Raw genomic sequence first — 14,733 nt, forward strand, 5'->3', positions numbered from 1 at the left:
CGCACCGTAGGGAGCCCGTCTGAGAGCGGCCTGAGAGCCGTCTGAGAGTGCCGCCGTCAACATGAAGGCGCGTGACCGCATACGACGAGGGCGGCCCCCCGACCGGGGGAGCCGCCCTCGTACGCCCGGCCCGTACGCCGCACGGGCCACGGGCCGGGGATCAGCCCTGCACGCCCAGCTTCTCCAGCACCAGCTCGCGGACCCGCTTGGCGTCCGCCTGCCCGCGCGTGAGCTTCATGACGGCGCCGATCAGCGCGCCCGCCGCCGCCAGATTGCCGCCGCGGATCTTGTCGGCGACCGCCGCGTTGTCCGCGATGGCCTGGTCCACGGCCGCGCCCAGGGCGCCGTCGTCGGAGACGACCTTCAGGCCGCGCTTGTCGACCACCTGGTCCGGCTCGCCCTCGCCCGCGAGGACGCCCTCGATGACCTGGCGCGCCAGCTTGTCGTTGAGGTCGCCCGCGGCGACCAGCGCCGCGACCCTGGCCACCTGCGCCGGGGTGATCGGCACCTCGGCCAGTTCGGTGCCCGACTCATTGGCGTGCCTGGCCAGTTCGCCCATCCACCACTTGCGCGCGGCCGCCGCGTCGGCGCCCTCGTCGATGGTGGCGAGGATCAGGTCGAGCGCGCCCGCGTTGAGCACCGACTGCATCTCGTGGTCGGCGATGCCCCAGCCGTCCTGGATGCGCTTGCGGCGCACCCGGGGCAGCTCCGGCAGTCCGGCCCGCAGCTCCTCGACCCACTCGCGGGCCGGGGCGACGGGGACGAGGTCGGGCTCAGGGAAGTAGCGGTAGTCCTCGGCCTCCTCCTTGATCCGGCCGGAGGTGGTGGAGCCGTCCTCCTCGTGGAAGTGCCGGGTCTCCTGGAGGATCGTGCCGCCCGAGGACAGCACGGCGGCGTGCCGCTGGATCTCGAAGCGGGCCGCCCGCTCCACGCTGCGCAGCGAGTTGACGTTCTTGGTCTCGCTGCGGGTGCCGAACTTCTTCTGGCCCAGCGGGCGCAGCGACAGGTTGACGTCGCAGCGCATCTGGCCCTGCTCCATCCGGGCCTCGGACACGCCCAGTGCCTTGATCAGCTCGCGCAGCTCGGCGACGTACGCCTTGGCGACCTCGGGGGCCCGCGCGCCCGCGCCCTCGATCGGCTTGGTGACGATCTCGATCAGCGGGATGCCGGCCCGGTTGTAGTCGAGCAGCGAGTGCGAGGCGCCGTGGATGCGGCCGGTGGCGCCGCCGACGTGCAGCGACTTGCCGGTGTCCTCCTCCATGTGGGCGCGCTCGATCTCCACCCGGAAGACCTCGCCGTCCTCCAACTGCACGTCCAGGTAGCCGTTGTACGCGATCGGCTCGTCGTACTGCGACGTCTGGAAGTTCTTCGGCATGTCCGGGTAGAAGTAGTTCTTCCGGGCGAAGCGGCACCACTGGGCGATCTCGCAGTTGAGCGCGAGACCGATCTTGATCGCGGACTCGACGCCGACCGCGTTGACCACCGGCAGCGCGCCGGGCAGGCCCAGACAGGTCGGGCAGGTCTGCGAGTTGGGGTCGGCGCCCAGTTCGGTGGAGCAGCCGCAGAACATCTTGGTCCTGGTACCCAGCTCGACATGGACCTCGAGGCCCATCACCGGGTCGTACGACGCCAGCGCGTCCTCGTAGGACAGCAGGTCCGTGACGGTCACAATTCCCTCTACCTTCTCAGTCCGTCCGGTCAGTCCGTCAGGATGTCGTCGTCGTTCTGGCGCAGCTCACGGATGAGCAGGGCCACGCCGGTGGCGACCGCGGCCACCCTGATCAGACCGTCGACCAGTTGGAGGGTGTCGTTCTCGCCGCGCGCGGAGCGCACCTTCTTGATGTTGCTGAAGGCGGCGAACAGCGTGCTGCCGATGGCCAGGTACGTGCCCGGCTTGCCCTTCTTCTTCGTGGTGCTCATAGCTGGGGTGCCTCCTCGAGCAACGGGTGGCCCCACTTCGACACGAAGGCGGCCTCGACTGCGGCGCCGACCCGGTAGAGCCGGTCGTCCTTGAGCGCGGGTGCGATGATCTGGAGTCCGACCGGCAGCCCGTCCTCGGGGGCCAGTCCGCAGGGCAGCGACATCGCCGCGTTGCCCGCGAGGTTGGCGGGGATGGTGCACAGGTCCGCGAGGTACATCGCCATCGGGTCGTCGGCGCGCTCGCCGATCGGGAAGGCGGTGGTCGGCGTCGTCGGCGAGACGATCACGTCCACGCTCTCGAACGCCTTCTCGAAGTCCCGGGTGATCAGGGTGCGGACCTTCTGGGCCGAGCCGTAGTACGCGTCGTAGTAGCCGGAGCTGAGCGCGTACGTGCCGAGCATGATGCGGCGCTTGACCTCGGGGCCGAAGCCCGCGTCACGGGTCAGCGCGGTGACGTCCTCGGCGGACTTCGTACCGTCGTCGCCGACCCGCAGGCCGTAGCGCATGGCGTCGAAGCGGGCCAGGTTGCTGGAGCACTCCGACGGCGCGATCAGGTAGTACGCGGCGAGCGCGTACGTGAAGGAGGGGCAGGAGATCTCCACGATCTCGGCGCCCAGGTCGCGCAGCAGTTCCACGGACTCGGTGAACCGCTGGACGACGCCGGCCTGGTAGCCCTCGCCGCCGAACTCCTTGACGACGCCGACCCGCAGGCCCGCCACGTTCCCGTTGCGCGCGGCCTCCACGACCGGCGGCACGGGCGCGTCGATCGAGGTGGAGTCGAGCGGGTCGTGCCCGGCGATCACCTCGTGCAGCAGCGCGGCGTCCAGTACGGTGCGGGCGCAGGGGCCGCCCTGGTCGAGCGAGGACGAGAAGGCGACCATGCCGTAGCGGGAGACGCCGCCGTAGGTGGGCTTCACGCCGACCGTCGCGGTCACCGCGGCGGGCTGCCGGATCGAGCCGCCGGTGTCGGTGCCGATCGCCAGCGGCGCCTGGTACGACGCGAGCGCCGCGGCGCTGCCGCCGCCGGAGCCGCCCGGGATACGGGTCAGGTCCCACGGGTTGCCGGTCGGGCCGTACGCGCTGTTCTCCGTCGAGGAGCCCATCGCGAACTCGTCCATGTTGGTCTTGCCGAGGATCACCACGTCGGCGGCCTTGAGCCGCTTGGTGACGGTGGCGTCGTACGGCGGGATCCAGCCTTCGAGGATCTTCGAGCCGACGGTGGTCGGCACGCCCTCGGTGGTGAAGATGTCCTTCAGCGCCAGCGGCACACCGGCCAGCGGGCCGAGCGGTTCGCCCGCGGCGCGCTTGGCGTCCACCGCGCGGGCCTGCTCCAGGGCGCCTTCGCGGTCGACGTGCAGGAACGCGTGCACCTTCTCGTCGACGGCCTCGATCCGGGCCAGGTGCGCCTCGGTGACCTCGACGGCGGTCAGTTCGCCCGACGCGATCTTCTCCGCCGTCTGCGCGGCGGTCAGCCTGATGATGTCGGTCATGGGACTACTCCTCCCCCAGGATCTGCGGCACCTTGAACCGCTGCTGCTCCTGCGCCGGGGCGCCCGACAGGGCCTGCTCCGGGGTCAGCGACGGCCGGACCTCGTCCGGGCGCATGACATTGGTCAGGGGCAGGGGGTGCGAGGTCGGCGGTACGTCCTCGCCGGACACCTCGGACACGCGGGCGACCGCGCCGATGATGTCGTCGAGCTGTCCGGCGAAGTGGTCCAGCTCGTCGGCGGACAGTTCCAGCCGTGCCAGCTTGCCGAGGTGGGCGACCTCCTCGCGCGTGATGCCAGGCATGCGATTGCGATCCTCTGCGGGGTGAGATGTCGGTGGACCCCTCATCCTACGGGCCCGCCCCCGCACCCCCGCACCCGCTTTCCCCCCGGCGGGGCGGGCCCCCACCCCTACGGACGACAGTGCCACCGGAAGTGGGTGCCCCTAAAAGACCTCACTCGCCGTCGGGCGGGGAGGGTTAGCGGATCTCCGGGAGGGAGGAGTGTTCGGGTTCGGGCTCAGGGGCAGCCGAAAGGGCTGCGATGGGGCGCTGCCAGCCGCGTTCGCCGCGGGCGCGCAGCCAGGCGGTGGCCTCGTCGGGAGGCATGGCCGCGGCGACGAGCCACCCTTGGACGGCATCGCAGTGGAGGTCACGCAGGCGTTCCCACGTCTCGTCGTCCTCGACACCCTCGGCGACGACGAGGAGGCCGAGCGAGTGGGCCAGGTCGATCGTGCACCGCACGATCTCCGCGTCCTCGGGGTCGACGACGAGCCGGGCCACGAAGGACCGGTCGATCTTGAGTTCGCTGACCGGGAGCCGGCGGAGGTGGACGAGGGAGGAGTAGCCGGTGCCGAAGTCGTCGAGGGACATCTTGACGCCGTGTCCGGTGAGCCCGTTGAGGGTGTCGGCGGCGCGCTGCGGGTCCTCCAGAAGGACGTGCTCGGTGATCTCCAACTGGAGCGCGCCGGGCGGCACTTGGTGGCGGGCCAGGCGCGCGGCGACGGCGCCGGCGAAACCGGGGCTGTGGACGTCGCGGGGCGAGACGTTGACGGCGACGGGCGCGTTGAGCCCCATCCGCCGCCAGCGGGCCACCTGTTCGAGCGCGGTGTCGAGCACGTATTCGGTGAGCTGCGGCATCAAGCCGGAGGTCTCGGCCATCGTGATGAACTCTTCCGGGCTCACCCGGCCGCGCTCCGGGTGCTCCCAGCGCACCAGCGCTTCAAGGCCGGCGACCTGGCCGTCGAAGCGGACCTTGGGCTGGTAGTGCAGCTGGACGTCGCCGGTCTCCAGGGCACGGCGCAGGTCGCCGAGCAGCCCGAGCCGGTCGGGGGTGTTGCCGTCCCGTTTGGCCTCGTAGACCTCGACGCCGCTGCGGTCCCGCTTGGCCTGGTACATCGCGACGTCGGCGCGGCGCAGCAGTCCTTCGGCGTCCACGGCATGGTCCGGGAAGACGGCGACCCCGGCGCTGGCCTCCAGCACCAGGGTCAGCCCGTCGAGGCTGAGGGGTGAGCCGAGGGCGGCGGCCAGGGCGCGGGCGATGCGCTGGGCGCGGGTCGGGGAGTCGCAGGAGGCGAGCAGGACGGCGAATTCGTCGCCGCCGAGCCGGGCGGCCTCGGCGCCGCGCGGCAGGGCGAGCCGCAGCCGGTCGGCGACCTGGAGCAGCAGCCGGTCGCCCGCGAGGTGCCCGAGGGTGTCGTTGACCGAACGGAATTTGTCGAGGTCGATGAGGATCAGGGCGCAGCGTTCGTCGCGCGCCTGCGCGCCGTCGAGGGCGGACCTGACGCGTTCCAGCAGCCATTGGCGGTTGGGCAGCCCGGTGAGCGGGTCGCGCAACTGCTCCTCGGCGCGGGCGTGCGCGATCCACAGGGTGGAGTCCAGTGCGATCAGCGGGACGGCGAACAGCGGCAGCAGCAGCGGCCGGTCGCAGGCGACGACGAGGATCAGCGGGGAGATGCCGAGCAGGGCGACGCCGACCATGCCCTGCCGCAGCAGCGCGGTGCGCGCCACCGTGGGCAGTCCGCCGGCCCGCGAGGCGAAGGCCAGCCACAGCAGCAGGCGGGTCGCGGTGAGATAGGCCAAGGCGGTGACGAGGATGGCCGGGGCGGCCGACCCGGTCCAGCTGGCGGGCTCCCAGGGGTCCTCCACCGAGGGGTGGGCGCCGAAGCAGTAGAGGGCGAGCGCCCCGGCGCCGATGCCGAGGATGTCGATCGAGCCGTGCAGCGCGGCCTCCCGCCAGCGGTGCATGCGGGCGGCGCCGACCAGGACGACCACGGCGAGGCTGACGAGCACGGCGGGCACCCAGCCGTACAGCAGCAGCATGGCCAGGGTGAGGGCGGCACCGGATCCGGTGCCGCCCCACCAGCGGTCGCGGCCCATCGCGACCAGATGGCCGACGATGATGCCGGTGAGGACGGCGAAGGCCCAGCCGACGGTGCCGCCGGGGAACAGCGCGTGACCGCTGACGACCATACGGGCGGTGCCGGCGGCGAGCGCGACTCCGGCGACGGCGGGCACCCCGATACGGATCGACGGCCGGGACTGGCAGGGCAGTGGTGACGCGATCCGGCCGCTGGGCAGCGGCGCCGCCGCGGCGCCCTCCGTCGGTTCCATGCCCGTCCCTCTCGCAGCCCGGTGTGGCCAGCTGTCCACCGCGCCGGTGCCCGCGGTGGTCCCGTCGGGGCCGCTGGAAGGTTCCTGCCCGGCGGGCGCGCTCCTCAACAGTAGGCCGCGGCACGCCACCTCGGGCACCGATCGGCAGGGGTTCCCGGAATGCGACCTGGGCAGTCTCCGTATTCTGATATAGGCCGAACGGGTGACATCCCAGGGCCATTCAGGCCGTTTCGGCCGCCGTTTCCGTGCCCTTCCCGTCCTCCGCTGACGCCTCGTCGGCGTCGTCCGCTGACGCGTCGTCGGCTGCCGGCTCCGGCTCGGCCGCGGGCTCCTCCTCCGGCGGGTTCACCGCGACGGCGCGGGCGGCGTCGGCCCCCTGTTCGAGCAGGACGGCGAAGCCGGGCTCGTCCAGCACCGGCACCTTCACCTGGAGCGCCTTGTCGTACTTGGAGCCGGGATTGTCGCCGACCACCACGAAGGACGTCTTCTTGGAGACCGATCCGGTGACCTTGGCGCCCCGGCTGACCAGTGCCTCCTTGGCGCCGTCCCGGGTGTGCCCGGCCAGTGTGCCGGTCACGACGACGGTCAGGCCCTCCAGCGGGCGCGGCCCCTCGTCGGAGCCCTCCTCGGTGAACTTCACGCCCGCGGCGCGCCACTTCTCGATGATCTCCAGGTGCCAGTCCTCGGCGAACCACTGCTTGACCGAGGCGGCGATGGTCGGGCCGACGCCGTCGACCGCGGCCAACTCCTCTTCCGCGGCGTCCTTGATCCGGTCCAAGTCGCGGAATTCGCGGGCCAGGGCCTCGGCGGCGACCGGGCCGACGTGCCGGATGGACAGGCCGGTGATGATCCGCGCGAGCGGTCTCTCCTTGGCCGCCTCGATGTTGTCCAGCATCGCGAGCGCGTTCTTCTTCGGCTCGCCCTTCTGGTTGGCGAAGAAGGTGACGATCTTCTCCTCGCCGCTGTCCGCGTCCCGCTTGGGCAGGCCGGTGTCCTGGTCCAGGACGTAGGAGCGGATCGGGAGCAACTCCTCGATCTTCAGCGTGAACAGGTCGCCCTCATCGCGCAGCGGCGGCTCCGACGGCTCCAGCGGCTGGGTGAGGGCGGTGGCGGCGACGTACCCGAAATTCTCGATGTCCAGGCACTTGCGGCCCGCGAGGTAGAAGATCCGCTCGCGCAACTGGGCGGGGCAGTAACGGGCGTTGGGGCACCGCAGGTCGATGTCCCCTTCCTTCATGGGCTGCAGGGCGGTGCCGCAGTCCGGGCACTCGGCGGGCATCACGAACTCCCGCTCGCTGCCGTCGCGCAGGTCCGCGATCGGCCCGAGGATCTCCGGGATGACGTCGCCGGCCTTGCGCAGCACGACGGTGTCGCCGATCAGGACGCCCTTCTTCTTGACGACGTCCTGATTGTGCAGCGTCGCGAACTCGACCTCGGAGCCCGCCACGTGCACCGGTTCGACCACCGCGTAGGGGGTGACGCGGCCGGTCCTGCCGACGCCGACGCGGATGTCGACGAGCTTGGTGTTGACCTCCTCGGGCGGGTACTTCCAGGCGATCGCCCAGCGCGGGGCCCGCGAGGTGGAGCCGAGCCGGCCCTGGAGCGGGATCTCGTCCACCTTGACCACGACGCCGTCGATCTCGTGCTCGACGTCGTGCCGGTGCTCGCCGTAGTAGGCGATGACGTCGGAGACCTCGGCGAGGGTGCCGACCACCTTGTTGTACCGGGCGGTGGGCAGGCCCCATTCGCGCAGCAGGTCGTAGGCGTGCGACTGGCAGTCGATGTCGAAGCCCTCGCGGGCGCCGATGCCGTGCACGACCATGCGCAGCGGGCGGCTCGCGGTGATCCGCGGGTCCTTCTGCCGCAGCGAACCGGCCGCCGCGTTGCGCGGGTTGGCGAACGGCTTGTCGCCGGCCTCCACCAGCCGTTCGTTCAGCTCCTCGAACTTGTCGCCGGGGAAGTAGACCTCGCCGCGGATCTCGACCAACTCCGGCACCCGGTCGCCCGCGAGGCGGTCGGGGATGTCGGCGATGGTGCGGACGTTCGGCGTGATGTCCTCGCCGGTGCGGCCGTCGCCTCGGGTCGCGGCGCGGGTGAGACGGCCCTGTTCGTAGGTGAGGTTGACGGCGAGGCCGTCGACCTTCAGCTCGCACAGGAAGTGGTACGGGCTGTGCGCGTTGTCCGGCGGGCCCAGTTCGGCGGCGACGCGGTCGGCCCAGGTGGTCAGCTCCTCGGCGTCGAAGGCGTTGTCCAGCGACAGCATCCGCTCGCGGTGCTGCACGGAGGCGAAGTCCGTGGCGTAGGCGCCGGCCACCTTCTGGGTGGGCGAGTCGGGGGTGCGCAGCCCCGGGTGCTCGTCCTCGATCGCCTCCAGCCGGCGCAGCAGCTTGTCGAATTCGGCGTCGCTGACGACCGGTGCGTCGTTGACGTAGTAACGGAAGCGGTGCTCCTCGACCTGCTCGGCGAGTCGTGCGTGCTGCTCACGGGCCTCGGCGGGGATGTCCCCGCTCGCCCCCGCCAGACCTGCGTCGTCGTCCACGGCTGCCACGAAACTGTCCCTTCCCTCACTCAGGGTTGTCAACGAGCGATCGCGCCGCCTTGGCGCAGTGCACCAGCGCGGCACGGGCGTAGGCCGGAGAGGCCCCCGCCAGACCGCAGGACGGGGTGACCGCGACCGAGGAGCCCAATGCCCCCGGCGCCAGCCCCAGCCTGCGCCACAGCGCCCGAACACCCATGACGCTACCGCCCGGGTCTGACAATGGGGCATCCTTGCCCGCCACGACACCGGCGAAGAGCGCGGTGCCCGCTTCCGCGGCCTCGCCGAAGTCGTCCCAGTCACGCTCGGTGAGCAGGTCGAAGTCGAAGGAGACGCCGACGGCGCCGGCCCGGCGCAGCAGCGCGAAGGGCACCTCGGGGGCGCAGGAGTGGACGGTGACGGGGACGCCGACGGCGTCGATCAGCTCGCGCAGCGTCGACTCGACGACGGCGCGGTCCACCGCGCGATAGGTCCGGTAGCCGCTCGCGGTCCTGATCCGGCCGTGCAGCACCGCGGTCAGCGAGGGCTCGTCGAGCTGGAGCAGCAGGTCGGCGCCGGGGACGCGGCGGCGGGCGTCGGCGATGTGCTTGCGCAGTCCTTCGGCGAGGGAGCCGGCCAGGTCGCGTACGGCTCCGTGGTCGCGCAGCGCGGCCTCGCCGCCGCGGGTCTCCACGCCGGCCGACAGCGTCCACGGGCCGACCGCCTGGAGTTTGAGCGGGCCCTGGTAGCCCTGGGTGAACTCCTCCAGCGCGTCCAGGTCCTCGCCGAGCCAGGACACGGCCCGTTTGGTGTCCCGTCCCGGCCGGTCGCCGAACCGCCAGCCGCTGGGCTCGACCCGCGCGTACAGGTCCACCAGCAGGCCGAGGGTGCGGCCGATCATGTCGGCGCCGGGGCCGCGGCCGGGCAGCTCCGGCAGGAACGCCATGCCCGCCACGGCCTCCACGGCGACCCGCGCCGCCTCGCGCGCGTCGGTGCCGGGCATCGACCCGACCCCGGTCGCGGTGCCTTCGGGCAGGGAGAAGTCAGTCGTCGTACTCACGTCGGCAGCGTAGGGCACCTCACGGCGGGCCGTTCCAGACGAGGGTGAGGTGGAGGCCGTAGCCGGCGGAGGCGAGGGCGGCCAGGGCGAGGGTGAGGGCGGTGGTGCGGGGGTGGGCGCGGGCGAGGACGCGGGCGACGGGGAGCAGGAGGGGGAAGCCTGGGAGGAGGAAGCGGGCGCGGGCGATGTAGGCGCCGGCGCCGAAGGTGAGGACGGCCAGCAGCGCGCCGCTGAACAGCAGCAGGGGCAGCGGCTGGCGCTGGACGAGGCAGAGCGCGAAGAGCGCGAAGCCGGCCGCGACGACGAGGGTGACCACGACGAAGGCGACGGGCACGTCGCTGCCGCGCGGGCCGAGGAAGACCCAGCGCAGGCGCCGCAGCAGATAGCCGCCCTTGCTGAAGCGGTTGCCCCAGGCGTCCTGGACGGCGAAGTAGCCGTCCGCGCGGTGCAGTCGCAGCCCCACCCACACCACGAAGGCCAGCCAGCCCGCGGGCGCGAGTACGGCGCCGAGCGCGGGCCGCCAGACCGGCTGCCACCAGGGTCCGGTACGCGGCTGCCGCAGCGCCTGGAGCGCGGCCAGGGCCGCGGTCAGTGCGACGGCGGCGGCGAGCGCGACGCCGGTGGGGCGGGTGAGTCCGGCGAGCGCGGCGAAGAGCCCGGCGCGCACCCAGTGGCGGGCCAGCGCCGCGTACAGCGCGGCGGCGGCCAGCGCGGTGAACAGCGATTCGGTGTACGCCATGCTCTCGACCAGCGCGTGCGGCAGGCAGCCCCACAGCACCGCGAGGACGACGCCGGTGCGCCGGCCGTGCAGCCGGTTGCCGATCAGGAAGATCAGCCAGGCGGCGGCCAGTGACGAGGCGAGGGCGACCAGCCAGGACGCCTTGGCGGTGCCGACGGGCAGCACCGCGTCGGCGGCCCGGCACAGCGCCGGGTAGAGCGGGAAGAAGGCGAGATTGCTCCAGGCGTGCCAGGTGTGCGGCGTGCCGCCGACGGTGCTGTCGTAGCCGTGCAGCACGACGTCCTGGTACCAGCGCGAGTCCCAGGACCCGTACAGCACGGTGCCGGGCGAGCGGCCGCGCCGGTGGGCGACGTAGGCGAGCAGCGCGATGCCGAACGCGCGGGCGGCGCCGTAGCCGAGCAGCGCGGGGGCGGCGAGCCGCAGGGCGGCCTCGGCGCGGGCGCGTACGTCCCGGCCGGTGCTGCCCGGCCGGGGTACTGCGGTGGCTGACGCCATGGTCGGTCCGCTCCCTCGGATCGGGGTGGGGCGCGGACGACCCTAGGGTGCGAACGTGTCGAAACGGTCGAATAACACCAGGTGCGGGGCATTCGACCGGCACATCCACACGGTCGGGTGAGGCCGGCGCGGGCCGTACCGGGATCTCGGACGTGGCCAGGACCGGCGCCGGCGGGCCGTCAGGTGCGCGGCCGTACCGTCAGATTGACGATCTCGGCGTCGCGCGGCAGGTCCACCGCCGTGAGCACGGCGGTCGCCACCGACTCCGGGTCCATGAAGCGCTCGGCGTCGTACGCCTTGCCCTCCTGCCGGTGCACCTTGACCTGCATCGGCGTCGCGGTGCGGCCGGGGAAGACGGTGGTGACCCGCAGCCCGTTCGCCCGCTCCTCCTGGCGCAGCGCGTCGGCCAGCGCCTTCAGGCCGTGCTTACTGGCCCCGTACGGCCCCCACTGGGCGTGCGCCTCCAGGCCCGCGGTGGAGTTGACGAAGACCACATGGCCCTGGGAGAGCCGCAGTTGGGGCAGGAGCAGCCGGGTCAGCTCGGCGGGGCCGACGAGATTGACCGCGAGCGTCTCGTTCCACACCTTCGGGGTGAGGTCGCCGATGTCGCCCAGTTCGACGACGCCGGCGATGTGCAGCAGCGAGTCGAGGCGGTCCGGCGGCGCCTGGTGGCCGAGCGCCCAGGACAGCCGGGCCGGCTCCCCGAGGTCGCCGACCAGCGTGCGGGCGCCGGGGAAGGCGGCGGCCAGTTCCCTGGCCCGGCCCGCGTCCCTGGCCAGCAGCCACAGGTCGTCGCCCCGCTCCAGCAGCCGGCGCGCGACGGCGGCGCCGATGCCGGAACCGGCACCAGTCACGAGGTGGGTGCTCATACGACGGCGTTCTCCATCAGGTAGGCCATGGCCTCTTCGCCGGTGTCGGCGAAGTGCACGAGGTCGTCCAGCGGGACCGGCAGGAAGCCCTCGGCGTCCATCCTGCGCATCTGCTGCTTCAGACCGTCGTAGAAACCGGCGCTGTTGAGCAGCACCACCGGTTTGGCGTGCAGCCCGTGCTTCTTCAGTTCCAGGATCTCGGTGGCCTCGTCGAGGGTGCCGGTGCCGCCGACCATGACGACGATCGCGTCCGCGCGCAGCAGCAACTGCGCCTTGCGCTCGGCGAGGTCGGCGGCGATCACCATCTCGTCCGCGTTCTTCCTGGCCTTCATGTGCAGGAATTCCACCGAGACGCCGACCAGCCGGCCGCCGCTGTCCTGGACGCCGTCCGCGACCACCTTCATCAGGCCCGCCTCGGAGCCGCCCCAGACCAGGGTGTGGCCGCCGCGGCCGATCAGCTCGGCGAATTGGCGGGCGGGGACGGTGTACCGCTCGTCCAGGTCGGCGGCGGAGAGGAAGACGCAGATGTTCATACGGCCACGCTATCGGCGCCCGTCCTCGTGTCCGTACGCTCCCCCGCCGTCGTATGGGCGGTGGTGGCGATGGTCGCCGAGCCGACGACGCGGGTGCCGTCGTAGAGCACCACGGCCTGGCCGGGCGCGATGCCGCGCACCGGCGCGGTGAAGGCCACCCGCAGCTCGCCGCCGACCAGTTCCGCGGTGACCGGTACGTCCTCGCCGTGCGCCCGCAGCTGCGCGGTGTACGCGGCGGGCCCGGCCGGCGGGGTGCCGCACCAGCGCGGCTTGATCGCGGTGAGCGAGGTCACGTCCAGCGCGTCGGCCGGGCCGACCGTCACCGTGTTGTCCACCGGCGAGATGTCCAGCACATAGCGCGGCTTGCCGTCGTCGGCGGGCACCCCGATGCGCAGGCCCTTGCGCTGCCCGATGGTGAAGCCGTACGCGCCGTTGTGCGTGCCGACCCGCTCGCCGTCCTGGTCGAGGATCGCGCCCTCGGCGCTGCCGAGGTGCTTGGCCAGGAAGCCCTGGGTGTCGCCGTCGGCGATGAAGCAGATGTCGTGGCTGTCGGGCTTGCGGGCGACCGCGAGGCCGCGCCGCTCGGCCTCCGCGCGGATCTCGTCCTTGGTGGTGAGGGTGTCGCCCAGCGGGAACATCGCGTGCGCGAGCTGCCGCTCGTCGAGCACGCCCAGCACGTACGACTGGTCCTTGGCGGCGTCGCTCGCGCGGTGCAGTTCGCGGCTGCCGTCGTCCTTGACCAGGACGGTCGCGTAATGCCCGGTGCAGACCGCGTCGAAGCCCAGCGCCAGCGCCTTGTCCAGCAGCGCGGCGAATTTGATCTTCTCGTTGCAGCGCAGGCAGGGGTTGGGGGTGCGGCCCGCCGCGTACTCGGCGACGAAGTCCTCGACCACGTCCTCGCGGAAGCGCTCGGCGAGGTCCCACACGTAGAAGGGGATACCGATCACGTCGGCCGCGCGGCGCGCGTCCCGGGAGTCCTCGACGGTGCAGCAGCCGCGGGCGCCGGTCCTGAAGCTCTGCGGATTCGCGGACAGCGCGAGGTGCACGCCGGTCACGTCGTGCCCCGCCTCGGCGGCGCGCGCCGCGGCCACGGCGGAGTCCACTCCGCCGCTCATGGCGGCCAGCACCCGCAGCCGCTTCCGGTCGCCCGTGGGGCCCGCGTCAGGGAAGTCATTCACCCGACCAGGGTAACGGGACGGCCGCCGAACCCCTCCCCGGTTATCCACAGGCCCGCCTGCCCCGGTTGCGGCGGCCTCAGGTCTGGCCGGCGGCCCTGGCGCGTTCGACGGCCGGGCCGATGGCGGCGGTGAGGGCGGCGACCTCGGCGGCGGTCGTGGTGTGGCCGAGGGAGAAGCGCAGGGTGGCGCGGGCGTGGGTGGCGGGCTGGCCCATGGCCAGCAGCACATGGCTGGGCTGGGCGACGCCCGCGGTGCAGGCGGAACCGGTGGAGCAGGCGATGCCCTGGGCGTCGAGCAGCAGGAGCAGGGCGTCGCCCTCGCAGCCGGGGAAGGTGAAGTGCGCGTTGCCGGGCAGCCGGCCCGCCGGGTCCGGGTCGCCGTTGAGGATCGCGTCCGGCACGGCGGCCAGCACCCCGGCCACGAGGGTGTCGCGCAGCGCGCCGATCTCCGCCGTGAACGCCGCCCGGCGATGCGCGGCCAGCGTGCCGGCGGTGGCGAAGGCGGCGACGGCGGGCACGTCGAGGGTGCCGGAGCGGCTGCGCTCCTGGCCGCCGCCGTGCAGCAGCGGTACGGGGGTGTCCTCGCGCCGCAGCACGAGCGCGCCGACGCCGTACGGTCCGCCGATCTTGTGTCCGGTGACCGTCATCGCGTCGAGACCGGCGGCGGCGAAGTCCACCTCGGCCTGGCCGAACGCCTGGACGGCGTCGGAGTGCATCGGGATGCCGAATTCCCGTGCCACCTCGGTCAGTCCGGCGACCGGCAGCAGTGTGCCGACCTCGTTGTTGGCCCACATCACCGTGATCACGGCGACGTCGTCGGGGTCGCGTGCGATCGCCGCGCGCAGGGTGTCGGGGTGCACCCGGCCGTGCCGGTCGACGTCGAGGAATTCGACGACGGCGCCTTCGTGGTCGGCCAGCCAGTGGACGGCGTCCAGCACCGCGTGGTGCTCGACCGGGCTGGACAGCACCCGGACCCGGCGCGGGTCGGCCGCGCGACGGGCCCAGAACAGGCCCTTGACGGCGAGGTTGTCCGATTCGGTGCCGCCGCCGGTGAAGACGATCTCGCTCGGCCGGGCGCCGAGCGCCGCGGCGAGGGCCTCACGGGACTCCTCGACGGTGCGCCGGGCCCGCCGCCCGGCGGCGTGCAGCGCGGAGGCGTTCCCGGTCACCGTGAGGTGGGCGGTCATCGCCTGCACCGCCTCCGGGAGCATGGGCGTGGTGGCGGCGTGGTCGAAGTAGGCCATGGTCCACCGATTCTACGGTCGGCGGGACAACCTTCCGACCCTCGGTCGCGTCCGGGTCCCGCCGGTCCGCTCTGCCGGTCCG

The 14,733-nt window shown here is 72.7% G+C and carries 12 protein-coding genes; all 12 read right to left on the reverse strand.

All coding sequences use genetic code 11. From position 1 onward, the window contains the following. Positions 1–160: 160 nt before the first annotated feature. Positions 161–1,669, reverse strand: coding sequence for an Asp-tRNA(Asn)/Glu-tRNA(Gln) amidotransferase subunit GatB (gatB, locus tag BM076_RS26025; protein ID WP_093716130.1), 1,509 nt, complete (start codon positions 1,667–1,669; stop codon positions 161–163). Positions 1,670–1,698: 29 nt separating this feature from the next. Further along, entirely contained in the window at positions 1,699–1,920 is a 222-nt protein-coding gene (locus tag BM076_RS26030; protein ID WP_093716131.1) for a hypothetical protein, read from the reverse strand. Continuing rightward, positions 1,917–3,410: an Asp-tRNA(Asn)/Glu-tRNA(Gln) amidotransferase subunit GatA gene (gatA, locus tag BM076_RS26035; RefSeq protein WP_093716132.1), complete on the reverse strand. Its 1,494-nt coding sequence runs from the start codon at positions 3,408–3,410 to the stop codon at positions 1,917–1,919. Before gatA ends, BM076_RS26030 begins: the two co-directional genes overlap by 4 nt. A 4-nt stretch (positions 3,411–3,414) precedes the next feature. Continuing rightward, a complete protein-coding gene (gatC, locus tag BM076_RS26040) occupies positions 3,415–3,711 on the reverse strand; it encodes an Asp-tRNA(Asn)/Glu-tRNA(Gln) amidotransferase subunit GatC (protein WP_093716133.1) in 297 nt (98 codons plus the stop codon). Positions 3,712–3,886: 175 nt separating this feature from the next. After that, a complete protein-coding gene (locus tag BM076_RS26045; RefSeq protein WP_093716134.1) occupies positions 3,887–6,019 on the reverse strand; it encodes a putative bifunctional diguanylate cyclase/phosphodiesterase in 2,133 nt (710 codons plus the stop codon). 220 nt (positions 6,020–6,239) lie between these two features. Then, entirely contained in the window at positions 6,240–8,567 is a 2,328-nt protein-coding gene (ligA, locus tag BM076_RS26050) for an NAD-dependent DNA ligase LigA (protein WP_407640710.1), read from the reverse strand. 16 nt (positions 8,568–8,583) lie between these two features. Further along, positions 8,584–9,594: a methionine synthase gene (locus tag BM076_RS26055; RefSeq protein WP_265737113.1), complete on the reverse strand. Its 1,011-nt coding sequence runs from the start codon at positions 9,592–9,594 to the stop codon at positions 8,584–8,586. A gap of 19 nt (positions 9,595–9,613) precedes the next feature. Further along, the gene (locus BM076_RS26060) at positions 9,614–10,828 is read right to left on the reverse strand and encodes a hypothetical protein (protein WP_245796374.1); all 1,215 of its coding nucleotides are present in this window, start codon (positions 10,826–10,828) and stop codon (positions 9,614–9,616) included. Between the two features lie 179 nt (positions 10,829–11,007). Further along, the gene (locus BM076_RS26065; protein ID WP_093716135.1) at positions 11,008–11,697 is read right to left on the reverse strand and encodes an SDR family oxidoreductase; all 690 of its coding nucleotides are present in this window, start codon (positions 11,695–11,697) and stop codon (positions 11,008–11,010) included. Beyond that, positions 11,694–12,230: an LOG family protein gene (locus tag BM076_RS26070; RefSeq protein ID WP_093716136.1), complete on the reverse strand. Its 537-nt coding sequence runs from the start codon at positions 12,228–12,230 to the stop codon at positions 11,694–11,696. Before BM076_RS26070 ends, BM076_RS26065 begins: the two co-directional genes overlap by 4 nt. Further along, on the reverse strand, positions 12,227–13,408 hold the full coding sequence (gene mnmA / locus BM076_RS26075; RefSeq protein ID WP_265737114.1) for a tRNA 2-thiouridine(34) synthase MnmA: 1,182 nt from the start codon (positions 13,406–13,408) through the stop codon (positions 12,227–12,229). Before mnmA ends, BM076_RS26070 begins: the two co-directional genes overlap by 4 nt. A gap of 76 nt (positions 13,409–13,484) precedes the next feature. After that, on the reverse strand, positions 13,485–14,651 hold the full coding sequence (locus tag BM076_RS26080) for a cysteine desulfurase family protein (protein ID WP_093716137.1): 1,167 nt from the start codon (positions 14,649–14,651) through the stop codon (positions 13,485–13,487). Positions 14,652–14,733 lie beyond the last annotated feature (82 nt).

It is taken from the genome of Actinacidiphila alni, from assembly GCF_900112845.1.
Classification (GTDB): Bacteria; Actinomycetota; Actinomycetes; order Streptomycetales; family Streptomycetaceae; genus Actinacidiphila; species Actinacidiphila alni.